21 protein-coding genes are annotated in these 24,574 nt (G+C 48.6%); 5 read left to right on the forward strand and 16 right to left on the reverse strand.

Going from position 1 to position 24,574, the window contains the following annotated elements; all coding sequences use genetic code 11:
• Positions 1–23: 23 nt before the first annotated feature.
• From waaA to prlC, 12 genes are all read right to left on the reverse strand, one after another.
• Positions 24–2,042, reverse strand: coding sequence for a lipid IV(A) 3-deoxy-D-manno-octulosonic acid transferase (waaA, locus tag J3B89_RS07270; protein ID WP_349814200.1), 2,019 nt, complete (start codon positions 2,040–2,042; stop codon positions 24–26).
• Complete coding sequence (locus J3B89_RS07275; protein ID WP_215396849.1) at positions 2,043–3,188, reverse strand: glycosyltransferase; 1,146 nt, start codon at positions 3,186–3,188, stop codon at positions 2,043–2,045. It lies immediately after the preceding gene.
• Between the two features lie 2 nt (positions 3,189–3,190).
• A complete protein-coding gene (locus tag J3B89_RS07280; RefSeq protein ID WP_215396850.1) occupies positions 3,191–3,958 on the reverse strand; it encodes a glycosyltransferase family 25 protein in 768 nt (255 codons plus the stop codon).
• Positions 3,959–3,966: 8 nt separating this feature from the next.
• Positions 3,967–4,707: a hypothetical protein gene (locus tag J3B89_RS07285; RefSeq protein ID WP_215396851.1), complete on the reverse strand. Its 741-nt coding sequence runs from the start codon at positions 4,705–4,707 to the stop codon at positions 3,967–3,969.
• Between the two features lie 26 nt (positions 4,708–4,733).
• Positions 4,734–5,552 carry a DUF707 domain-containing protein gene (locus J3B89_RS07290; protein ID WP_215396852.1) on the reverse strand — a complete coding sequence of 273 codons (819 nt, stop codon included), beginning with the start codon at positions 5,550–5,552 and terminating at the stop codon, positions 4,734–4,736.
• Between the two features lie 12 nt (positions 5,553–5,564).
• Positions 5,565–6,716 (reverse strand): UDP-galactopyranose mutase, encoded by a 1,152-nt coding sequence (gene glf / locus J3B89_RS07295; protein WP_215396853.1) that lies wholly within the window; start codon positions 6,714–6,716, stop codon positions 5,565–5,567.
• Positions 6,717–7,052: 336 nt separating this feature from the next.
• Positions 7,053–8,147: a glycosyltransferase gene (locus tag J3B89_RS07300; protein WP_215396854.1), complete on the reverse strand. Its 1,095-nt coding sequence runs from the start codon at positions 8,145–8,147 to the stop codon at positions 7,053–7,055.
• A 157-nt stretch (positions 8,148–8,304) separates the two neighbouring features.
• Positions 8,305–8,778 carry a peroxiredoxin gene (locus J3B89_RS07305; RefSeq protein WP_215396855.1) on the reverse strand — a complete coding sequence of 158 codons (474 nt, stop codon included), beginning with the start codon at positions 8,776–8,778 and terminating at the stop codon, positions 8,305–8,307.
• Between the two features lie 41 nt (positions 8,779–8,819).
• The gene (locus tag J3B89_RS07310) at positions 8,820–9,569 is read right to left on the reverse strand and encodes a class I SAM-dependent methyltransferase (RefSeq protein WP_215396856.1); all 750 of its coding nucleotides are present in this window, start codon (positions 9,567–9,569) and stop codon (positions 8,820–8,822) included.
• Positions 9,569–10,270 (reverse strand): DNA-3-methyladenine glycosylase I, encoded by a 702-nt coding sequence (locus tag J3B89_RS07315; RefSeq protein ID WP_215396857.1) that lies wholly within the window; start codon positions 10,268–10,270, stop codon positions 9,569–9,571. Before J3B89_RS07315 ends, J3B89_RS07310 begins: the two co-directional genes overlap by 1 nt.
• 81 nt (positions 10,271–10,351) lie before the next feature.
• Positions 10,352–10,849, reverse strand: a complete 498-nt coding sequence (locus J3B89_RS07320; RefSeq protein WP_215396858.1) for a hypothetical protein — start codon at positions 10,847–10,849, stop codon at positions 10,352–10,354.
• A gap of 86 nt (positions 10,850–10,935) precedes the next feature.
• Positions 10,936–12,984, reverse strand: a complete 2,049-nt coding sequence (gene prlC, locus J3B89_RS07325; protein ID WP_215396859.1) for an oligopeptidase A — start codon at positions 12,982–12,984, stop codon at positions 10,936–10,938.
• Positions 12,985–13,129: 145 nt separating this feature from the next.
• Here prlC and J3B89_RS07330 point away from each other — a divergent pair, with 145 nt between their 5' ends.
• Entirely contained in the window at positions 13,130–13,705 is a 576-nt protein-coding gene (locus J3B89_RS07330) for a hypothetical protein (RefSeq protein ID WP_215396860.1), read from the forward strand.
• A gap of 109 nt (positions 13,706–13,814) precedes the next feature.
• A complete protein-coding gene (gene gorA / locus J3B89_RS07335; protein ID WP_215396861.1) occupies positions 13,815–15,173 on the forward strand; it encodes a glutathione-disulfide reductase in 1,359 nt (452 codons plus the stop codon).
• A gap of 30 nt (positions 15,174–15,203) precedes the next feature.
• Here the strand turns inward: gorA and J3B89_RS07340 are convergent, their stop codons facing one another.
• Genes J3B89_RS07340 through J3B89_RS07355 form a run of 4 tightly spaced genes read right to left on the reverse strand, consistent with a single transcriptional unit; the run spans position 15,204 to position 19,352 of the window.
• Positions 15,204–16,481, reverse strand: coding sequence for an alpha/beta hydrolase (locus J3B89_RS07340; RefSeq protein WP_215396862.1), 1,278 nt, complete (start codon positions 16,479–16,481; stop codon positions 15,204–15,206).
• Positions 16,482–16,514: 33 nt separating this feature from the next.
• Positions 16,515–17,906, reverse strand: coding sequence for a sensor histidine kinase (locus J3B89_RS07345; RefSeq protein ID WP_215396863.1), 1,392 nt, complete (start codon positions 17,904–17,906; stop codon positions 16,515–16,517).
• Entirely contained in the window at positions 17,875–18,561 is a 687-nt protein-coding gene (locus J3B89_RS07350; RefSeq protein ID WP_215396864.1) for a response regulator transcription factor, read from the reverse strand. Before J3B89_RS07350 ends, J3B89_RS07345 begins: the two co-directional genes overlap by 32 nt.
• Positions 18,561–19,352: a MipA/OmpV family protein gene (locus J3B89_RS07355; RefSeq protein ID WP_215396865.1), complete on the reverse strand. Its 792-nt coding sequence runs from the start codon at positions 19,350–19,352 to the stop codon at positions 18,561–18,563. The genes J3B89_RS07350 and J3B89_RS07355 overlap by 1 nt, the downstream gene beginning before the upstream one ends.
• A 170-nt stretch (positions 19,353–19,522) precedes the next feature.
• Here J3B89_RS07355 and J3B89_RS07360 point away from each other — a divergent pair, with 170 nt between their 5' ends.
• The 3 genes from J3B89_RS07360 (at position 19,523) to J3B89_RS07370 (ending at position 24,510) form a co-directional block, all read left to right on the forward strand.
• Complete coding sequence (locus tag J3B89_RS07360; RefSeq protein WP_215396866.1) at positions 19,523–20,692, forward strand: efflux RND transporter periplasmic adaptor subunit; 1,170 nt, start codon at positions 19,523–19,525, stop codon at positions 20,690–20,692.
• Between the two features lie 12 nt (positions 20,693–20,704).
• Positions 20,705–23,785 (forward strand): efflux RND transporter permease subunit, encoded by a 3,081-nt coding sequence (locus J3B89_RS07365; protein ID WP_215396867.1) that lies wholly within the window; start codon positions 20,705–20,707, stop codon positions 23,783–23,785.
• A gap of 179 nt (positions 23,786–23,964) precedes the next feature.
• Entirely contained in the window at positions 23,965–24,510 is a 546-nt protein-coding gene (locus J3B89_RS07370) for a DM9 repeat-containing protein (RefSeq protein ID WP_215396868.1), read from the forward strand.
• Positions 24,511–24,574 lie beyond the last annotated feature (64 nt).

The following is a 24,574-nucleotide window of genomic DNA, read 5'->3' on the forward strand; positions in this document are numbered from 1 at the left end:
AGGCCAGCATACGCTGGCTTTGTTTAACCGTTTAACTGCTGGTTGTAGCCCTGCAGCAAGAGGGGCCAGTGTTCTGGCTGCCAGCTAAATTCAGGATGCAGAGCACGTTCTTTATTTAAAGATCGTAATAAGCGGGCTAGATTAGCCTGTATCCAGTCTCCTGCGGTACGCCGCTGACATTTATCAAAATCGATCAGCCATACCTTCCCCGTGTTATCCAACATGATATTGCGACAATTCAGATCCGAATGATACACACCAAGCTTATGTAATTGTGCAATCGCGTCACCAACAGCGCACCATTGCTCTGCTGTTATACCGCCCTGAAGCAAAATAGCTGCAAGGTCTTTGCTATCAGGGATCAGCTCAATTAATAAGTCTGCCCTGTAAATCAAACCACTGCGCTGATAACGCGCAGCTACCGGCCTTGGCACTGCCAATCCCTGCTCACGCATCCAACTTAACAACTGATATTCTTGCATAGCGCGGCTGTTGGCTACCGGCTGCAACCAAAACTGGTCATGTAATATTTTACCAACCAGGCCACCGCGATAGTAATGCCGCAGCACCAATTTATGCTGCTGATATTTCACGAAATACGCCGTGTTTCGCCCTTCAGAGCTGCCAATCACTGCCTGTTGTTCTAACCACCAGTCACTCTGAAAATGTTGTGTTGAAATCTCTTCGAAAAACGCCGGATCAAACCAGAATATTTCTGTACCCTGCTGTTGTTTGACAAGCTGCATCTGTGCTCCGGTAACGGTTTGTATAGCCCGCAACGTGCGCGCTGTTGCGCCCTGCTGCTGTAAGAAAAAGGCTTGCGCCCGCAGCCCCTGCGCCTGGCGAGCCTTGGCGTCGGCCAATAATAGGCGACTATTGTCTAACAACTGACGGCTATCTGCCACCAAAGTTACCGCCTGTTGTTGCTGCAATTGCCGGTAGGCCTCTTTAAAGTTAAAAATATGCGGCCCGCTTTGCACTGCTTTAGCAAAGCAAATGGCTTCTAATGGGTTATGGCCACCACGCGGTATCAGGCTGCCGCCAATAAAGACCAAATCGGCCAATTGATACCACACCAGCAACTCTCCCATCGAATCGCCTAAAGCAATATCGATATCTATCGAGGGCTGCGTGGATGGTTCAGCCAATATAGCTCTGCTACGCCGCCATAAGCTTAGGCCTGCCTGTGTAACCATCTCCGCAACTTTGTCAAAGCGCTCTGGATGGCGCGGAACCAAAAACAGCAGTAATTGCGGAAATTGCTGCTTTAATTGTGGATAAAGCGCCAGTAATTGTTCATCTTCACCGGCATGGGTACTAGCCGCCACCCATACTAAACGCCGTGCAAACGCCGGTTGGAAATGTGTGACCAGCGCTGATGTCGTCGCCGGAATAGCGAGCTCAAATTTTAAATTACCGCTTACCTGCAAAACACCGGTATAGCCAAGAGCACGAAAGCGCCGGCTACTGGCGCGATCTTGCGTTAGCAACAAACTAATATTACGCAGTAGAGGTTTGCTGATAGCTGCGAAGCGGCGATAACCTTGGGCTGAACGCGCAGATAAACGGGCATTAACGACGACGACCGGAACAGCCTGCTTAGCACAGGAATGTAACAAATTAGGCCACAACTCAGTTTCCAGGATCACCAACAACTCTGGCTGTAGTGCCTTTAAAAAACGCCTGATAGCGCCGGGGTAATCCAGCGGTAAATAACAATGCTGTACACTATTGCCAAAGCGGCTTTGGATTGTGGCGGAGCCGGTTGGCGTAGTGCAGGTTACTGTGATGCTTTTTCCCGGGTACTGCTGCTGTAACTGTTGAATCAATGGGGTTGCCGCGATTACCTCGCCGACCGATACCGCATGCACCACTATGCCACCGGGTTGTAGCTGTTTCGCCTTTAATCCAAAGCCAAAACGCTCCGGCAAACGCTGCCGATAGGCTGGATCTTTGCGCGAGCGCCAAAAAAAATAAGCAAGTAGCCATGGGCAAGCAAAATACAACAGCACGCGGTATAAAAACAAAGTTACCACCGTCACCTAAGCACCTTTGCTACCATGCTCTGGCCGCACCAACTTCATAAACAAGGCTTCATACTGCTGATTCATACGTTCACGACTAAATTCTGTCAAGGCTCGTGCACGCCCGGCATCTGCAACGCTTTGCAATTGTGCGCTGTGTTGCAGGCAGTATTTAATTCGTTCTGCCAACGCACAGGCGTCATTCTCAGCCACTAAAAAACCATCTTCGCCCTCATGCAGCACTTCCTGAATACCCGGCACCGCAGAGCCTATGGCGATGCAACCTGCGGCCATACCTTCCAGTAGCGCAAGCGGCATCCCTTCATAGTGTGAGCTAAGCACTGCCAACTGGTTTTGCTGCAACAACTCAGGCACATTACGCACAACCCCTAAAAATTGTACTTGCTCAGCAATACCCAATGTGACGGCTAACTTTTCCAGTGGTTTGCGATGCAAAGACTTACCGCCTCCCGCCAGTAACAGTTTAGGGGTTAAACCTTGTTGCTTTAACAACGATAAAGCCTGCAACAATGTAGCGTGATTCTTTTGCTTAGAAAAACGCGACACCATAACGATATTAGGGCTGCGCTCAGCCAAGGGAGGCACAGCCGCACGAAATGGCGCAGTATTAATGCCATTAGAAATTGCATGGCAACGTTCGGCTGGCATACCTTGCGCTAGTAGCACAGCTTTTACCCCCTCTGAACAACCAATAATGGCCGCAGTTCTGAGGCTCAGCCAGCGTGATTGGGCTAAACGCCAACGGTTATAGCGTTCTTTGGTATTATGCTCAACGTGCACAAGCACAGGCACCTTTGCCAGTAAGCCAGCGTAACGTCCCCATAAATGCTCACTAAACCCATGCGCCACCAATACATCAGGTTGTACCTGCTTACACAGCTTTACCAGCGCAAGAATGGTTGCTATTTTATTCCAGCCAGGCACTACCGCAAACGGTATACCTTGTTGTTGCAGTTCGGTGATACGGGCAGGGTCGCCCCGACGCTTTTTACGCAACACCAGTATGGGATTAATGTGCTCTGACGGTAATGCCGCTCGCACTAGCGAAATAGCAACCTGAGTAGCGCCACCGGAAAAACCGCCAGTAACAAAATGCATTACTTTAACCTTGGGTACAACAGGTGCAGAACCAATAGAATACACAGTTACTCCGTTAACTTACGGGCTGTCAGCAGCGACTTAAGACCATAGGTCTTTAAATTAAACAGCTGGCTTTGAAAAAAATAGCTTACCCTGTTCATTAGAAACAACCTTTGGTTTTTATCAGCTTTATCAAGGGTATAAATACTACTATCAAAACTGTGTTCTGGGCAAAATGGCTGGGGTGAAATCCCTAAAGCTTTAATACCTAAATCAAAGTGATACTGTAGCATCACATCAACCGGCCGGTAAAATGGTACGGCTTTCTCCAGTAGCAAATTAGCCCCCGCCAAACTTACAAATTGTGCGACTGTAGACACTGGGTGCTTTTTATAGTGTACCAGCGAAAAACCACCACCAAGCGGCTGACATCGCATGACCGGCTGCGCTTTATTTGGCATAGCCAGCTTAATATAATGCCACTTCTCGGTAAGTTGAGATATCTCGCTAAGTAACGCTGACAGGTTACTTTTCACTACAAAATCATCTTCCAGAATTAGTGCAAAATCGAGCTGTTGTGCCACAATTTCCTGCCAACACCATATATGACTAATATAACAGCCCTTTTCACCAGGCTTGAGTATTTTGTGGTAATACTGCTGATTTAGGCTAAACGAATAATACTGATTTAGCTCAGCTTCGCTCATTTGCCGCCCATCAGCCGCACTAACCCTCTCTATCGGTAAATCAGGCCAAGGCGCTAATTGCTCCAGCGCATGCTGGTATCGCTCAACTGAGCGATCCAGATTAATAATAAATATTTTGTATTTCATAGGCGGCCTTACTGCCACATATCCTTAACCCATTGCACCGGTAGTACCCGTCGATACCACTTACCACTTACCCCTGCAATCACATCTGGTGGGTTGGGTTTACCATGAAAAGCAACAATTTTCGCGCCTTTAGGGATAACCGCTGGTTTAAACCAGTTCATAATGCCTTTAGGTAAGCAATGCCGTTTAAAGCTCACACACCAGCCTTCTGGCCAATATTGCAACTTGCCTTGTTTGGCAAGATTTTGCGTCACAAACTCTTGCTCGTTACGCACTTTCGCCAGCTCACGCTCTTTGTGGTTTTTAAGTAAGTCAATTAAATCGCTGTGGGCACCTATCTCGTAGCGATAAACCGAAGTATTACCGGTATCGTCTGATTTATCCCACTCTTTGATAACGTAAAACTCACCTTTAGGTTCAAAGAAACTATCGATATTATCAACAATCACGACGTCTAGATCGATAAACAGTGTAGTGCCGGTTAAGTCATATAAAGGGTCAGCAAAACTAGTGACTTTTAACCAACCATGGCCGAAACTCCAGGGTTGGCGCTCATCAAAATCTTTAAAACCGACCAGAGGGATCTCTTTGACTTCAATGTTGCCATTTATACCTGCGGCATCATCCGTCAGACAAATAAAGCGAAATGGCAAAGTCAGATTACGGCTAACCATCGAATGTAGCTTGTTAACATACTCTGGACCATACTTCTTGCCCCATTTAATACATAACACATTTACTGTTGTCATAGAATCCTCGGTTTAAGACAGCGCGGTCAATTCCCGTCTGCCGCACCATACTTAGTTAATTTTCCCGAGCGTTTTTTGCTAAAAATACGCTGCTGCTTGCCTTTAACAAAAGCTGTCAAACTGCTTTTGCTAAAATAGTATCGCAGTTGGGCAAAAACTCTGAATTTATTTTTAAAACTACGCCGGTTAATATCCAGTTGCAGGTAGAGCTCAGCCAATTTTAAAACATCATTTTCAGGATGTAACTCCGGATTCCGTTTATATAGCTCTCCCCCTAACGGACGTGTATGTACGACAGCAACGGCATCAATCACAGCGATACGGGCATCGGGTTCCAGCAAATTCGGCCATAAATTATCCAATCCCCAACCCGATGGACTCTGTATAAAAGTATGCTTTAGCTTCGCAAGAGTCTGGCAGGAAAACACGGGAGCCATCACCTCCACAAAATTAGTTAACCTTAGCAGCGTATTTTTTTGCTGTAACAAACCGGAATGTGAAAAATAGGAATTCATCGTTAATGCTGGTTGTGCCAGTGACAAATCAAAGGCTAATATAAAACTAAACATACGGTTGATATCATTAGCATTAATCAGCAAATCGTCATCCGGAAACCATACGGCCTGATACTGGCTTATTTGTGCCCAGTTTTCACCAACGATACGTGCTATCTCTGGCCATTTACCCCCTTTAGCCTGCTCATAATAAGTAGCCTGCTCACGATATTTATCAGTTTCATCACCAAAGTAACTGAGAAAAATATCAAACAGGGGCGCACCACCTTTCAGCCAGTGAGAGTGTAAAGAACGGTCGCCCACTCTGGCGATAATTAAAAAAGGTTTCATAACAAGTACCCGTTACAGAGGAGAAATAATAAACGCAGGCACGACCTGCTGCTGAGCATGTGCCTGCAAAAAAGCGTCAGCCGTTTGCAAAGCTTCATCAATAGTGACATCCATATCAAGGTAACGATAAGTGCCTAACCGGCCAACGAAAGTCACCGCGCGCTCTTGTTGTGCCAAAGTAACATACGCAGACAATAGCTGTTTATCATTAACCAGCCTTACCGGATAATATGGCTCATCCTCTGGCTGCGCTTGCCTGCTGTACTCTGCAAAACAAATAGTATCCTGATGCTGCTCCCAAGGGGTAAAGTGCTTATGTTCACTGATCCGAGTATAAGGTACATCGGCATCACAATAATTAACCACAGCTCCGCCCTGATAATCCCCGGTTGCTCGGATCTCACGAAAGTCCAGAGTGCGATAGGGTAAACGCCCCAGACGGTAGTCAAAGTAAGCATCTAACGGGCCAGACCAGAACACATGAGTAAACTCTGAGCATTGATCGCGACTTAGTTTCTGCTGCAAATGCACTTTAATATTTGGATGATTCAGCAGTTTCTCTATTATCGGTGTATAACCTTGCTCAGGCATTCCCTGAAACTGATGATTAAAATAATTATCATCATAGTTAAAACGCAGAGGTAAGCGTTTCAGAATGCTGGCTGGCAATTCAGCCGGTGACAAACCCCATTGTTTCTGTGTGTAGCCGGCAAAAAAGGCGTTATAAAGCGTTTTACCAACAAACTTCATGGCTTGCTGTTCAAAACTGACAGGCTCTGTAATATCTTGATCTGCCTGCATACAAATAAACTCCTCCGCCTCTGCCGGAGAAAACGCTGTACCAAAAAACTGATTAATCGTATGCAAATTTATTGGTAACGAATATATTTTCCCGCCACTATTCGCTTTTACTCTGTTCACGTAAGGTTTGAAAGATGCCAGCTTATTTACGTACTGCCAGACATGCTCTTTGTCGGTGTGGAAAATATGTGGGCCATACTTATGCACCATAATACCTGTACTGTTGTCTCGGGATGAAAAACAATTCCCTGCAACATGCGCCCTTGGTTCAAACACATCGACTTTAAATCCGGCATTTGCCAGTTTATTGGCAATAATTGCCCCAGAAAAACCTGCTCCGGCTATTCCTATTGAGTTAGACATAAAAATCCGCTACTGAATTATGTTCAAAATAAGTTAACTTTTCTATCGATGATAGCCATAAGCACGCAAGAAGCGCCCTCTTGCATCAATATCAACAGAAATTTAAAAGGCAGCAAAAAAGGGCTTTGCCGCCCGCTAGCGTTATTTTATTCCAGCATCAGGTGCCGTCTATAGACAGTTACAAATTAACACCTTAATAATAAAATTTGGGCAAAAAACAGGCAGGAGCATAAGCAATACTTACCTTACAGTAGTGTTAACCAAGTATCCTCCCCTCAATTAACTATTCGCTATGAAGCGATACCATGCCTCTATCAAATGTCACTCTTAAATGCTTCAAGAGATAAGTGCTAAATACGCATTGGCACTGTGTTCGGGTGAAAACAAATTGGCTTTAGGCCAACTAAACTGAGGTGCAGGCTGTCGCAGAAAATCAGCTAATTTCCGGGCTAAATCTTCGCCACTGCCTGCAACAGCTAACCAATCAGGTTGCCAATCTGCTAAAATTTCTTTAGGTCCATTTGGGCAATCGTTCGCAATAAAGGGGGTGCCTATTAATAATGATTCAACCATCACATTAGGCAAACCTTCATAGTCTGATGATAAAACTACGCAGCGCGCATGTTTCATATAACGATAGGGATTAGATTGAAATCCAGCCACCACAACTCTATGCTCCAGACCGTATTTCTTGATAAGCTTCGTGAGTTTGTTACTTTGCTTAATCAACAACACTAAAATTTCAGGCCCTGTTAATTGAGCAAAAGCTTCAAACAAACGGTCATGCCGTTTGGCACGGCCAAAGCGGCCAACATGCAACAGATAAGGTTGATTGGGAAACGGATTTTCACCTTGTTGGCTCTGAGCAATGATCTCCTGCGCATCAAACGGGTTATAAATCACCTGACAACTTTTTACAGGCAACCATGGCAAGGTGAATTCAGATGCAGAACCTTGAGATACACAAATAACATCTTTATTTTTTAACGCTTTCAGTCGTTGTTTCAGTTTAAAATATTTAAAAGGTCCCCGTGATTTCTCGCATAACAATTCTTGTTGGATAGAGTTGTGATGCACATAAAATACCGGACAGGTGAAACCTGCTGCTGCTACTATCGCATTGGTTACTTCTAAATGGGAAAATATGACATCAAAAGCACCGTGCTCCTGCTCAATGTTCGCGATTGCTTGCTTCAGTAAATAAATTACCTTGCCCCGCTTAAAAAAGCTATCTAAAGACTTACTGCTTGCAACAGGTAACATTGTTACCTTGGTCGGGTCAACATTCCCGTAATCATTTTTCTGGCTCAGTGTAATTAAATGCGCAGACGTATCTGGGACGGCATTGAAAGCTTTCAACATCCGCAGCACTGCCATTTCTGCCCCGCCACCATTCAGCGAACTGATGACAAGTAGCACTCTCTTAGACATAGTTACAACTCGCTCTACGTGTCCTACTGTTGAATACATTAGGTGTAGCCTACCAAAGGCATACACCTTCCCGTTATTTTCGCAAAAAACAGGTTATTTACTAAATACTGCTAACCATCAGAAACATTGCTTCTGAGCTAATTCACTATGGGAACTATTACAGCGCTGCCAATACCACTTCGGCTTTACTGACTTCAAAAGTTTTCGGGGCTTCTACATTTAACAGTTTAACTACGCCGTTTTCAACGATCATGGCATAGCGCTGTGAGCGTACACCGCCAAAGTCACCGGTTTCCATGGTCAGGCCAATCGCTTTATGAAAGGCAGCGCCACCGTCGGCTAAAAACACAATTTCTTCGGCATTCTGGCTTTTGGCCCAGGCACTCATCACAAAAGCATCATTTACTGCGGTGCAAACAATGGTATCAACGCCTTTGGCTTTAATCTGGTCGGCCAGCGTAATATAACCCGGTAAGTGCGCAGCTGAGCAGGTAGGTGTAAAAGCACCCGGTACAGCAAACAATACCACTTTTTTGTTAGCAAAAATCTGGCTGGTGGTAGGGTTCATTACACCTTCTTTGGTCAGCTGCGAAAAACTCACCTCAGGTAACTTGTCGCCGGTTTTTATCATGTTATTTCCCCTGTTTAATTTATCTGTTGTTAAAAGTATCACTAAATTGCTGCATTAATATACACATCAAAGCGGTTATTCTTACCGCTGACAGACATTGTTGGTACTTTTTGCGCTAAAAAGTCAGCATAACCGGGCCGTTTTACCACCACGCGTTTTTGCGCCAGCATAAGTGCCGGCGCCAGTAAGGCATCAGCATCGGTATCACTGCCCACTACATCATGAAAAGCGCGCATTTCTTTTTTCACCAATGCCGTTTTATCCCGTGGCGGAAACATCGGATCCAGATACACCACATCAACTGCCGGATGCTGCTGCAGAGCATCCAATGCACTGCTATGCAGCAGTTGCATACGTTCGCCCAGCCAGTTAAGTTCCGTTATAACCGCTGCCCGGCGTAAACCATCAAACAATAAAGCCGCCACGACAGGGTTACGCTCAACCAGGGTTACCTTAGCCCCCAGGCTGGCCAGTACAAAAGCATCCCGGCCCAGGCCCGCAGTAGCATCTAATACGGTGAGATCGCGTTTTTTGTTCAACCCACAAGCTTTGGCAATCGCCTCACCTTTGCCACCACCATGCAAGCGCCGGTAACTGGCGGCACCACTGGCAAAGTCAACCAATATATCGCCTTGTTTGGGTAGCTCTGTGTGGCGCAGTACCAGCGCATTATCCTGCCAGGCCAGGTGCCAGCCACTGGCTTTAGTGGCTAAGGTTAAACCAAACTGCTGACAGAGGCTGGCAGCATAGTCTGTATTAAGCTCAGGGCTGTGTAGTAAATTCAGCGGCATTATTGCTGCATACCAACAATATTTTCGCCAACACTTAACGCAATAATCTGGCTGATGTGTGCCAGACTGCGGCCTGATTGCTTATGCCACAGATTAAACTGCTGCTGGATCTGATTTAAACTGCGTTTGCTGTTTATGCCGCCATCAAATATGTGAGTGGCCCGCAGGTAAGCTTCAACATCAGTGCTTAAAATAAAGGTATCTTTACCAATAGCCCGCAACGCATAAGGCCCGGTATTGCCACCCAGACGGGCGCCATGCTGCTTAAGATAAGCCCATAAACCGACAATATCAGATGTTGGCCAGTCGGCAATAAAGCGGCCGAAGCTGCCGTGTTTGCGGGCAATATCATCAATCATCATCGCATTGTGGCGGATGGTAAATACTTTGCCGGCGTTGCGGATAATACGTTCATCACGGGCTTTAGCCTCAAGCATCTCATCGCTCATCAGCAGCATTTTTTCGATATTAAAATCGAAAAACACTTCACAAAAGCCCGGCCACTTTTGCCGCACCACGCGCCAGACAAAACCAGACTGAAACACTTTTTTGGTTAGCTCGCCCAGCAGCAGGTTGTCTGGTATGGCGGCGATATCATCGCTGCCGGCACTTTGCCCCAGCAAAGCTTCAAGCGCTACAGCGCCGCCTTTGCGCTCACAGGCACGTTGATAAATACGATCAAAGGGTTCAGCGGTAGTCAAAGTTGTACTCATCTTCAGTGAAAAAATAAGGCAACACGGTAACGGTTGCCTTTATGCTTATATTGTAACCGTTGCTGCAGGTTAATAGGCTGTGGTTTCGCCACCCTCTTTTAGCGTACAAACGCCGTTTTGCAGCACTACAGCTGGTTTGGGCACTACCGCACAGTCAGACATCAGGCCAATGCGCTCGTTCTCTGCTTTGGCAGCAGAGTTATACCTGGCTATCAGAGCCATAATTTCAGTTTCATTGCCGCCTTTGGTAGACACTGCTATGTAGCTGGCCGGGCCGCCACAAGGTTTGCTGCCAAAGCCTACTACCCGGCACTGTTCAACATTATCTGCTTTTGCATCGCCAACCAGTGCCATAATTTCAGCCCGCATGGCGCTGAGGTTTACTTCATCTGCCATTTGTTGCTTCCTCGCTTTTACCGCACTTACCGGATCTTTGCTTGGGTCTATCGGTTCTATTAATGGTTTGGGTGGCAACCGCTCTGCAGTGGTATCACTACCTGCCTGGCCCTGCTGGCACGCTGCCAACGTTAAGGCCGCCATGATTGCTATCAATACCTTAGTGCGCATATTTATTCCTCCGCGTTCGGCTTCAGCTTGGCAGAGCTGGTCTGAATTCGCAATAAATTGTTAAGTTTAAATTAACCATGCAGGTATTAACCGGCAATGCCCATATGGCGTAGCAAGGCTTCATTAGATGGCTCACGGCCACGGAAACCTTTAAATAACTCCATTGGCTCGGCACTGCCGCCGCGTTCTAAAATCCAGCGTAAAAAATCGCGGCCGGTGTCGGCATTAAAAATGCCTTCTTCCTCAAAACGGCCAAAGGCATCCGCAGATAACACTTCAGCCCACAGGTAGCTGTAATAGCCTGCCGCGTAACCACCGGCAAAAATATGGCTGAAACCATGCTGAAACCGGTTAAAGCGCGGCGGTATAATAACCGACACTTCATTGCGTACTTCATCCAGTAGTTGCTGCACACGACCACCCTGCGCCGGATCATACTCAGCGTGTAAACGAAAATCGAACAAGGCAAATTCAAGCTGACGCACCAGAAACATTGCCGACTGAAAGTTTTTCGCTGCCAGCATTTTATCCAGCAAGTCCTGTGGTAATGGCTCGCCGCTTTCATAATGGCAGGAAATAATGGCCAGGGCTTCACTTTGCCAGCACCAGTTTTCCAGAAACTGGCTGGGCAGCTCTACTGCATCCCAGGCGACACCGTTAATACCCGCTACAGCGGCTGCATCCACTTTGGTAAGCATATGGTGAATGCCGTGGCCAAATTCGTGGAATAACGTCACTACTTCATCATGAGTAAACAGTGCTGGCTTGCCACCCACCGGCTTATTAAAGTTACAGGTTAAATAAGCCACCGGCGTTTGCACGCTGCCATCGGGCAAAATACGCCGGCCCTGGCAATCGTCCATCCAGGCACCGCCGCGCTTTTTCGCCCGGGCGTATAAATCCAGATAAAAACTGCCGCGCAAGGTGCCTGTGGCATCAATAATGTCGTAAAACTTAACGTCGCTGTGCCATACATCTACACCGTTGCGCTGCTTTACTTCTACGCCAAACAGCTTATTAAGTACGGTAAATAAACCAGCTACCACTTTGTGCTCAGGGAAATATGGCCGCAGCTGTTCATCAGAAATAGCGTATTTGGCCTGTTTCAGCTTTTCGGCATAGTAAGTAATGTCCCAGGCCGCCAACTCTGTTATACCGTATTCGCTTTGGGCAAACGCACTTAGCTCGGCTAAATCCTGCTGCGCCTGAGGCCTGGCCCGGCGGGCTAAATCCTGCAGGAAATCCAGCACCTGCGCCGGGCTTTGTGCCATTTTGGTTGCCAGTGATTCTTCTGCAGCATTGTTAAAGTCCAGCAATTGCGCCAGTTCATGCTTAAGTGCCAGGGTTTCTTCAATAATAGCGCTGTTATCAAACTGGCCGGCTGTCGGGCCCTGATCCGACGCACGGGTGCAGTAGGCGCTGTATAGCTCTTCGCGCAGTGCACGTTTGTCAGCATAAGTCATTACGGCAATGTAGCTGGGAAATTCCAGCGTAAATACCCAGCCTTCCAGCCCACGGCTTTGTGCTTCTTCAGCGGCAGCCAGTTTGGCATCATCCGGTAACCCCATCAACGCTGCTGCGTTGGTAATATGTTTAAACCAGGCCTGGGTTGCATCCAGCGTGTTGTTAGAAAACTGCGAACTTAAATCGGATAAACGGCTTTGAATTTCGCCGTAGCGTTGTTTCTTTTCGGCTGATAAGCCAATACCCGACAGCTTAAAATCCCGCAGCGCATTTTGAATCACTTTTTGTTGGGCCGCAGTTAGCTCCGCGTACTGCCCGCTTTGCGCCAATTGCTGGTACTTCTGGTACAGGCCCTCATGCTGGCCCAGCCAGGTACTGTACTCAGACAATAATGGCAGGCAGCTTTCATAAGCTTCCCGCAGCTCAGGGGTATTCACTACCGAGTTCATATGCGACACCGGCGACCACAATTTACTTAAGCGCCCACTGTCCTGTTCCAGTTGCTCTATCAGTGTGTGCCAGCTAACGTCCGGCAGTGCTACCGCAGCTTCAACCGCAGCCCGGGCCTGTGCAATAGCCTGCTCAACCGCAGGTTTAACCTGCTCTGGCGTAATCTGGGAAAACGGCGGTAAATCCGCAAACGATAACAAGATATTCTGGGTAGCAGACATGGCAAACCTTAAGCAAAGTGACAAAGAGTAGTCATAATGTTGGGGCAAACACCGCTATTGTCAATGCTAAAACGACCTTATTGGCAGTAACTAATGCTGTTGGCTATACTGTGCAAAATTTGTTAATCAAAGGAATGAAACCCAAATGAAAATACTGCAAAAAACCGCTGTCAGCTGCCTGTTATTTACCTGCCTGAACCTGACCGCCAGCGCCAATGAAATAGACGAAGCCATAGCAGCTGCTACTAAACACTATAAAGCCGGAGAGTTGTCGCAGGCGATATCTCAGCTGGATTATGCCAGCACCTTAATCCGCCAGGAAAAAGGCGAGCAGGTAAAACTGGCTTTCCCACCGGCCCCCAGTGGTTGGCAGGCGCAGGATGCCAATGCTGAAGTAGCCGCAGCAGCGATGTTTGGCGGCGGTATCAGCGCCTCACGCAACTACTACAATGACAGTGACAGCATTGATATTGAACTGATGATGGATTCGCCCATGTTACAGGCTTTTGCCATGATGCTGAGCAACCCGTCGATGATTGCCATGTCAGGCGGCAAACTAACCAAAATTCAGGGGCTGCAGGCTGTGCAACGGGTAGATGGTAATAGCCTGGAAATTCAGTTTGTCACCCAAGGCGGCGCCATGATTACCGTGCGCGGCAATAACGCCAACCAAAGCACCATGTTAGCGCTGGCCAACAGTATTGATTTAAAAAAGCTGTAACGACGGCCCTACGCCCTGTCGCCGGTATAGCTCAGTCTGGCAACAGGGCTTGTAAAACACCACACTAACCCCTATAACCGCAGTAATGTCTACTTTGCGGAATTGTCTGATGTCTCGTCATTTTAACTATCTGTCTATTGGAGGCGGCAGCGGCGGTATTGCCAGCGCCAACCGTGCGGCTATGCGTGGTGCCACTGCTGCAGTAATTGAAGCAAAAGCTGTCGGTGGTACCTGCGTAAATGTCGGTTGCGTGCCGAAAAAAGTAATGTGGTACGGCGCCCATGTTGCCGAAGCGCTCAAATACAGCCCGGCTTATGGTTTTGACATCACACAAAACAGCTTTAACTGGGCCACGCTGGTAAAAAACCGCGAAGCTTATATCCAGCGCATTCATGGCAGTTATCACAAAGGCTTTGATACTAATGGCGTAACTTATATTGAAGGTTTTGCCCGCTTTATTGACGAGCGTACCATTGAAGTTAACGGCGAGCGTATTACTGCCGATCATATTACCATCGCCACCGGCGGCCGCCCGGTCCTGCCTGATATTCCGGGCGCAGAGCACGGTATAGATTCAGACGGCTTTTTTGCCTTAACAGAGCAGCCGAAAAAAGCACTGGTAATAGGTGCCGGTTATATTGCGGTAGAAGTTGCCGGTGTATTGCATGCACTTGGCACAGATACACACTTGCTAATACGTGGCGATAAACCACTGCGCAGTTTTGACTCTGACATTACCGATATGCTGCTTGAGCGGATGACACAGGACAAACTCAAACTGCATAAGCAAACCAACGTGATTAAAATAGAGAAAATCAGCGATGGTAACTTAATCGTGCATTGTGATAACGGCGTTGAGTTTACCGGCGTAGACTGTGTAATCTGGGCCATCGGCCGTGAACCTGCCAGTGACAAACTCAACCTGGCAGCAGCCGGGGTAACAACAGATAAAGATGGTTTTATCAGTACCGATAAATATCAGAATACCAATGTAAAAGGCATTTATGCCGTAGGTGACGTTACCGGCGAAGCACAGCTTACCCCGGTAGCCGTTAAAGCCGGCCGTTTATTAGCAGAGCGCCTGTTTAATAAAAATATGCCCGATGCACATATGGATTACTCATTGATCCCAACCGTAGTGTTCAGCCATCCGCCTATCGGCACTATCGGCTTAACCGAAGCAGAAGCCATTGAAAAGTATGGCGCAGCCAATGTAAAAGTGTACCGCTCTGGCTTTGCTGCTATGTATAACGCCATAACCGAGCATCGCGCTCTTAGCCGCTTTAAACTGGTATGCACAGGTAAAGACGAAAAAGTCGTCGGCCTGCACGGCATTGGCGAAGGTATGGACGAAGTGCTGCAAGGCTTTGCAGTCGCCATAAAAATGGGTGCCACCAAAGCTGATTTTGACGCCACTGTGGCACTGCACCCTACCAGTGCAGAAGAGTTTGTTACGCTAAGAGGCTAGGCAGGAAAGCGCAAACTTGCCGTTATTTACTTATCTGATGTACTCAACAGAGAACTGCGGCTCGCTTTGACTACTCAGCACAGTTGCCATAACCGTATTTTGCCAATCGAAATAGGGGTTAAATGTCAGGCGGGCGTGGATCTTGCCATCCTCACTATAACCCCAGTCTGAATACCACACTTTAGCCCCTTGCTCACAAGCCTGCCGCCTGGTGCTGTTAAGGCCGTTTGCACAGATGCGCTGACTGCCCTCTCTGCCGTATAGCGGATTGTCTGGTGCAAACAACAAACCCATATGCGAAAACTGGCTAATACGCTCTTGCGGTAGCTTATCCGTGCGGATAAAAATGCGCTTTTCATCGATAAGGTTGTCTGGTTTTGCACCGTACCATATCAGCCGGCTTTGCGCATGCACGAAGCGCTGCTGAAATACATCCAGCAGGTAGCGGGTATTAAGCACTGAATCATGTTCTGCTACAACCATAAACACCGGTTTGTTGTATGGGCGGTCCAGCAGCCGGCGTGCAGTAACACTGGTGCGGTAAAACTGCGCAAAGCCGTTTGCCGGTACATTCAGATAACGTAGCGGAGTTTGCATGGCATCTCCCTGCTCCGGTGATCTTAGCCACGGCCGCACTTTGGCAATAACAGGGGCCAGCCAGTCAAGCGATGTAGTTTTAAAAGCAGGCGAAAACAATACCAGCCCGGCCACATCAGGGTGGCGATAGGCGTACTCTAATGCCAGATTAGCCCCTGTGGAAAAGCCTCCGAGAAAGATCTCGCCGTCCACATCGTCTTGCAAAACCCTGGCTTGCTGATAAACCACATTTTGCCATTGTTCGGCAGTGGCGCTAAGCATGTCATAGGGTGTAGTGCCATGGCCAGGCAGTAAAACAGTACGGACAAGAAACCCCTGTGCCGCCAGCTCCCGGGCAATGTCATGGAACGACCATGGCGAATCCCCCAGCCCGTGTACCAGCAAAATGCCCCGCTTTGGCGCTATATTCTCAGGCTGGTTAACCGGCCACCATTGCCGGGGAGCATTCCAAAACAGTTCTGCCTCTTTATCCGGCAACTGAAAACTACGCTGCTGCCACATGCTTTTGCGTGTTTCATTCTGGTAATCATTAAAACTTACCGCTGCTACCGGCTGCTGAATTTCTTCAAGTGAGGCGCATGCTGACAAAAACATAAAGCTAAGCGCCGACAGCACGCTTAGCATAAGCAGGCTAACCAGCCGGACACGCCCGGCCTGTTGTGTTAACGGCAAATAAGGCGCGCTTGTTAGGTGATAAATTAACGTGCTCATGCTGAAATCCGGATATAACCCTTAAGTTAAAAGCTATACGTTGTGCACAGGCACACCGTTGGTTGTCTGCAACTGCAACCGGAGCATCAACCCCGGTTGCATTTTATGGGCTGATAACACCCAGCCATGTGCCAGAGCAATTTCACGGCAAATGGTCAGGCCAAGCCCGGCTCCGGTATCACGCTTGTGTGCACCGCGCCAGAAGCGGTCAAACAACTTTGGTAATTGTGCATCTTCAATGCCCGGGCCGTGGTCGCGCACGGTAATATTGTCTGAGAACACATCTACCGACACAGTGCTGCTTTCAGGTGCATGTTGTATGGCATTTTCCAGCAGGTTTTTTAGCAACGTAAACAGCGCACCTTTATCAGCCTGCGATATGACGTCGGAAGCATGCAGTTCCAGATTAAGCTGCACCAGTGCGGCGTCTGCCATACGCTGCAAATAAGCAACTGCCTCTGCTACCTGTTGCGGCACATTAACCCGGATAAACTTATAGTTCTGCCGTTCACTGGCCTCTGCCAGCAATAACAATTGCTGCACCTGGCGCGACATATAGCTGACATCATGCAGTAACCAGTTGCGCGGTTCTGTCTCTGGCATCAATTCAAGCTGGGCGCGGATTAATGCCAGCGGGGTTTTTAGTTCATGCGCGGCGGTGGCCAGAAACTCCTGCTGTACACGATAACCTTGTTCCAGACGTTCCAAAGCCTGATTAAAGCTGTTTACCAGCGGGATAAGTTCAGTTGGCACCCCTTTAACCGGCAAACGAATATCCAGAGAATAAGGAGAGATAGTGGACGCAGACCGGGATATCTCTTTTAGCGGCCGGAGGGTATAGCGCAACGTGATGTAAGCACACAAACCAAAAGCAAGCAACAGCACCACGCTAAACAGCGCAACACCCGCTCCCACCAGCGGCAGGGCAATATGGCGATGCATAAGCTCCATAAATCTTGTGCTGGCGGTAAGCTGCAAGTGCCAGATTTTACCATTGTGTATTATTGGCTCAGTTGCCCCATGCATAGTCAGCCCGTTATGCTCAAAATCAAACAGGCCACGCACCGGTCTGGGTGACGCTTTGCCCTCAGGCCAGATAGACTCGCCGGTACCCGATTGCAACACCACATTACCGGCTTCGTCCAGTATACGATACGCCGTTTCACGCGGGACACTTTCAAACAACCAGGTCACATCCTCTACCTTCGCAGCAAATCCAACCGGCATACCATTGTCGTCGTACCTGATATCATCAGATATCCCTGCCGCTGCGTCAGCCAGATCCATTCTGGCAAGCGTATTATCGTGCAACACCCAAACCGCAGCCAACACCAGCAATATTACGCTCAGAATCATCCCGGCGAGATACGACAGTAGCACCTGCAGGCGTAAACTATTGAAATGAAGCATCGTTACGAAGCGCATAACCTATACCTCTTATATTTACTATCCGCTGCTGCGAACCAATGGCCTGCAGTTTGCGTCGCAGCCGGTGTAGCACTACATCCAGTGCGTTGGGCGTAACAGCCTCACTAAAGCCCCAACCGGCGGCTTCAAGCGCACTGTGGCGCACAGATTCATTACATCTGCGTACCAGTAACAGCATAATTTGCAGCTCGGCCTGCGCCAGTGTCTCGCTTTTACCATTGCAGCACATAAGGCTGTCAGCCGGGCGCAAGGTTAAATCGCCACACCGGGGTTCCAGTGGCCTTACTTCAGCCGGCCGGCGTAGTAGTGCCCGCACCCGCGCCAGCATTTCTTCCATGGCAAAGGGTTTGGCCAGATAATCATCGGCACCGGCATCCAGCCCTTCTACCCGATCATTTAGTGCCGTGCGCGCAGTCAGTACCAGACAGGGAATAGTATTGCCAGCCTCACGTAAACGCCGCAACAGCGATAAGCCATCACCATCCGGTACGCCACGGTCTATCACCAGTGCCTGATAAGGCACCTGCTGTAAAGCTACCCAGGCATGGTCAATGCGGCTAAATACATCGGCGACAATACCAGCCTGTGCCAGCCCTTCGCCTATCAGCCGGGCTAAGCGCTCGTGATCTTCAAGTAACAGGATGCGGTTCATCAGAAACGGTATATATAACCGAGTATCACCCGGTTTTCTGTTGAGCTGTCTACCAGAGGGCTGTCTTTTATTTCTGCTGCCAGGCTGGTAACGCTAACATCCAGAAACACAAAATGCTTTTGTTTAAACATATAACCTCCACGAGCGCCAACCTCAAAATTTACTGCCGACTCCCCCTGATAATAAGCCCGGTCAGCCGTTACTTCATTGGCGCGCACGCCATAGTAGTAATCAACATACTTTTTATCCAGTAAGCTCACTACCAGCCGCGGAGTAAACGTAAACTGCTGTCTAAAATGCCAGGTTCTCTCTAAACCCAAATTAACTGCGCTACCTTCGCTGTCTCCCACCACTTCAGTAGTATATTCAGCACTAATATTAACCAGGCTGTTTTGCCATTCTGCTTTAACTCCGGTCCAGAAACCACCGTCGCGATCTTCCATACCGTTAAGGATTGGCGCATCGCTTTGTTTATAGTCAGTAAAGTCGTATCTGCCGAGAATACTGAAATTAATTTTATTCGACTCGCTAAACTGATAACCCGGTAACTTTACGGCTAACTCTGGCCCGGCCACCCGGATATAGCGGTTTTCATAGCTTAGTATCGGCAGTACTCTGTTGTTGCGGTCAATATCAGTGTAAGCCTGCTGGCGGCTGCCTGCTGCCACACCCAATCCCCATGAAGTCCCCTCATCCGGTTGCTGTGCAGCAACAGTTAAAGGTAAGCCCGCAAGCAACATAACCAAAGCAGCTGCTTTAACATAAAGCAGGGTTGAGATACATAAGCGCATAAATCAGTTCCTTTCAGATGATATTTATGTAAAAGAACCACCATCATCCACCGCCTGACTTACTTAAAACTTACCAAAACTTTTTTTTGCTGTTTTTGTGTCAGTAAGTTTGCTGAAAGACAACTTACCGGAAAATAGCTGCTATGCCCGATCGAATAAGGAAGCAGAATATGAAAAGGTCACATCAGGTTGTTTTAATAGCCACAGTGTTTGTGGTGGCCATTACTGCGGCAATAGTCATCGCTGCTGATACGCCAGCAAACAACCCCGGCATTGCAGCCGCTAAGCCAACGTTGACAGTTAACCTGGCAACACCGCAACTTATAGCATTACCTCTGACAATATCAGCCAATGGCAGTATCAGTGCCTGGCAGGAAGCCATTATCGGTAATGAAACCGACGGCTTAAGGCTGGCACAAGTCAATGTAAATGTTGGCGATGTTGTACAGCGTGGCCAGGTGCTGGCGACCTTCGCCGCAGATACTGTTAAGGCAGAACTGGCCCAGAGCCAGGCTGCCGTAGCAGAAGCCGAAGCGGTACTGGCTGAGGCTGCCGACAACGTAAAGCGTGCTATTGAATTGCAACGCAGCGGCGCGCTGTCTGCACAGCAAATTCAGCAATACCGCACCACAGAGAAAACCGCACAGGCCAGGCTTAAATCGGCACAAGCTAATCTGGATACACAACACCTACGCCTGAAACAAACGCAGGTACTGGCACCTGATAACGGCATAATTTCTGCCAGAGCTGCCACTGTCGGAGCTGTGTTGCCGGTAGGCCAGGAGCTGTTCCGGCTGATCCGCGGCAGCCGGCTGGAATGGCGGGCTGAAGTGTCCTCCCAAGATTTGGCAAAACTGCAGCCGGGGCAAGTGGTACAGGTTACACCGGCCGGCGGTAACACCATCACAGGTTCACTGCGAATGATAGCCCCGGTCGTCGATACCCAAACCCGTAACGCTTTGGTCTATGTTGACCTGCCCGCCGATAGCACCACCCGGGCCGGCAGCTTTGCCCGCGGCCAGTTTGACCTGGGTACCGCTGAGGTACTAACACTGCCGCAAAGTGCCGTGCAACTGCGGGATGGGTTTAGCTATGTGCTGCGTGTAGGCCCGGATGGCCGCGTCAGGCAAACCAAAGTCAGCACCGGGCGGCGTACTGCTGATTTTGTCGAAATTACCAGCGGCATTACTCCGGCCGATCAGGTAGTTGCAACGGGCGGAGCCTTTCTCGGCGATGGCGATTTGGTGCAGGTTGTCTCCCTCCTGCCTGCCACACGGCAATCTGCAAAACCCAGCGCGACAACAGCGGCGCTAACCGCTTCATCAGACGAAGCGATGTAGCCGGAGTATAAAATGAATTTAAATATCTCTACCTGGGCCATACGTAACCCTACGCCGGCTATTCTGCTGTTTATTCTGCTGACCTTTGCCGGAATTATTAGTTTTCGCGCGATGAAAGTTCAGGATTTACCTGATCTTGATTTACCCACTGTTACCGTAACAGTAGAGTTACCAGGGGCTTCTCCGTCGCAACTTGAAACCGATGTAGTGCGTAAAATCGAAAGCTCTCTGGCTACCGTACAGGGCGTTAAACATATTTACAGCAACCTGACCGACGGTGAAGCCAGTATTTCGGTAGAGTTCCGGCTGGAGCGTCCGATACAGGAAGCCGTTGATGATGTGCGTGATGCGGTATCGCGCATCCGGGCCGATCTGCCATCAGATTTGCGCGATCCGGTAATAAAAAAGCAAGAATTGTCCGGCTCACCTATTCTGACTTACAGCCTGAGCTCAGCACAGATGGATAACGAAGCTTTATCCTGGTTTGTTGATAACGATATCAGCAAAACTCTGCTGGCAGTTAGGGGCGTAGGTGCTATTAGCAGAGTGGGTGGCGTTAACCGTGAAATACGCGTTGATCTGGATTTTGCCGCCCTGTTGGCATTCAATACCACTGCCGCCGATATTTCACGCCAGTTACGGTTGGTACAGCAGGAAGCCGCCGGTGGCCGCGCCCATTTTGGCGGTATGGAACAATCGGTAAGAACCATTGCTACCGTGCAATCGGCTGCAGAATTCGCAGCAATGGAAATTACACTAACTGATGGCCGCAGGCTGCGGCTGGATCAAATAGCCACAGTGTCTGACACCGTGGCTGAGCAACGTTCTGCGGCCTTTCTTAATGGCGAAGCTGTGGTCGGTTTTGAGATCACCCGCGCCATCGGTTACGGCGAAATTGAAGTAGCAGAAGGGGTACGGGCGGCGCTGCAACAACTGCAAGCACAGCGGCCGGACATCAGCGTAACAGAAGTGTTTAACCTGATTGACCCGGTAGCAGAGAATTATGCCGGTTCCATGCAGCTATTGTATGAAGGTGCCTTGCTGGCGGTACTGGTGGTATTTCTGTTCTTACGCGATTGGCGCGCTACCTTTATTTCTGCGCTGGCACTGCCTCTGTCTATCATTCCCACCTTTATGGTGATCCACATGATGGGCTTTTCGCTCAATACCGTCACCTTATTATCGTTATCTTTGGTGATTGGTGTGTTGGTTGACGATGCTATCGTTGAAATTGAAAACATCGAGCGCCACTTGCTAATGGGCAAAACGCCGTACCAGGCAGCTATGGAAGCTGCCGATGAAATAGGTCTGGCAGTGGTTGCCACCACCTTTACACTGATAGCGGTATTTTTACCCACCGCCTTTATGAGCGGCGTAATAGGCAAGTTCTTCGTACAGTTTGGCTGGACAGCCGCCATAGCAGTGCTGTTTTCCCTGCTGGTGGCCCGCATGCTTACGCCAATGATGGCTGCGTACCTGCTGCGCTCACCTCAGCAGCAGGTTAAACCAGAGCCGGGCTGGATCCGCCACTACCTTAATCTGGTGAACTGGTGTTTGCAGCACAAAAGCACCACCCTTGCTGCTGCATCAGTATTTTTTGCTGGCGGCATTATGCTGGCAATGGTGCTGCCCGGCACCTTTATGCCGGCAGATGATAATCAGCAAACCCAGGTTAGGCTTACACTGCAGCCTGGCACTAAATTGCAGGACACCATCGCCCTGGCTGAACAGGCACGCCAGATACTGCAGCAAAATGAGCATGTAAAACAGGTTTACACTGCTATTGGCAGTAGCAGCTCGGGGGCATTCAATGACGCAGGCAGCACAGCCGCCAGTGTGCGCTCTGCGGTACTGACGCTTAGCCTTACCCATCGGCATCAGCGGGCTGGCTTACATAAACAACAAATTGAACAGCAATTGCGCGAAATGTTAAGCACCTTGCCAGGTGCCAGGGTTAAAGTCGGTATGGGCGGAAGCGAAAACTATATGCTGGTGCTGGCTGGCGAAGATAGCCGTATTCTACAGCAACATGCACTGCAGGTAGAGCGCGAACTGCGCACTATCCCGGGCATTGGTGCCGTTACCTCAACGGCCAGCCTGGTAAGGCCGGAGCTGATTGTTACCCCTGATTTTGCCCGCGCAGCCGACCTTGGTGTGACCTCTTCGGCCATTGCCGATACGCTACGGGTTGCCACCGCCGGCGACTATGATCAGGACTTGCCCAAACTGAACCTGAGTGAACGCCAGGTGCCGGTAGTAGTGCGCCTGAACGATATCGCCCGCGAAGACTTTGACACCTTTAAACGCTTACCCATACCCGGTGCCCGCGGTCCGGTAGCACTGGAAAACGTCGCCCGCCTGGAAATAGGCAGTGGCCCGGCTGAAATTGCCCGTTTTGACCGGATGCGTAATACTAACTTTGAAGTAGAGCTAAACAACCTGCCGCTGGGTGTGGTTGAGCAGGCTGTACTAGCGCTGCCAAGCCTGCAAACCCTGCCGCCCGGTGTGTTCCAAACTACATTGGGCGACGCTGAAATGATGGGTGAACTCGCCAGCGGTTTCGCTGTGGCCATGTTAACCGGCGTGATCTGTATTTATATGGTGTTGGTATTGTTACTAAAAGATTTTATTCAGCCGCTAACTATCCTTACCGCGCTGGTTCTTTCTGTACCGGGTGCCTTTCTGGCGCTGTTTTTAACTAATGCCGCCCTGTCGTTACCGGCGATGATTGGCTTAATTATGTTAATGGGCATCGCCACCAAAAACTCTATTCTGCTGATTGATTACATCATCATTGCCAGACGCGAACACCAGCTAAACCGCTGGGACGCCGTTATCGACGCTTGCCGCAAACGTGCCCGGCCAATAGTGATGACAACCATTGCCATGGGCGCCGGCATGATGCCGATCGCCTTAGGTATGGGCGGCGATCCCAGCTTTCGCGCCCCGATGGCAATTGTCGTTATTGGCGGCCTGATCACCTCTACCTTTCTCAGCCTGCTGGTAATACCGGTGGTGTACAGCTGCGTAGATGATGTTTTGCAATGGCTAAAACCACAGCTACGCCGGGTATCATTGCTTAATAACGCTTAACAACTGGCAAAGCCAGCAACGGATCTGTTTAACTGCAGAGTGCAGAGAAACCATTATCGATGGCAAAGCCCTGCGCTTTGCCCAGCAACACGGCCAACACACGAGACAAAACCAACCAATTGACATAAATTAAAAATATAAATAACATAGGTGCTCAACAATAAGGAGATAAAAACAAAATGAGAAGTATTTTTAGTAAAATGTTATTTTTAATTTCAATCTTATTACCCTTCCAATCCAGTGCTGCTTGGTTTGGAGAATATGATACCGACTTTGATTTTAATTTTCTAAACCCTTATTTATATGTTCATTTTGGAGGCATGGAGTCTGGGAGACAGATGGATATGTTTTATTGCACAGATATGAGCGAACGCAGAGTTCCTGGAAAGCTTATAGAGGGCGTGTGCTATGTTGAGTGGAAAGGAAAAGAGCATGCAAACCGTTCTTTTTATGTGCTTAAAGGTAATAACTATGAGGCTGTGAGGCTAACTGCTGCCAACAAAAATTTTATTTTACAGAATGGCGTTACTCCCGGAACTATTGATGAAGGAAATTATGTGTATCACTGTTCCATATTAATTAATGACAACCTTAACAGAACGCTTGGTAAATACATTCCGAGTAGAGACGGATGTTATTACAGCTGGCATGGCAGAGGACACTTCAAACATATGAATGACAATTCAGCAACACTACATGTTCTTGTGAAACGTTACATTCCATAAGAACATACTACATATTTTTTCTAAACTATGGCTGTGTATCGAACAGATTTACAGCCATCATTTA

This window comes from Rheinheimera oceanensis (assembly GCF_018831085.1).
GTDB classification, from domain to species: Bacteria; Pseudomonadota; Gammaproteobacteria; order Enterobacterales; family Alteromonadaceae; genus Alishewanella; species Alishewanella oceanensis.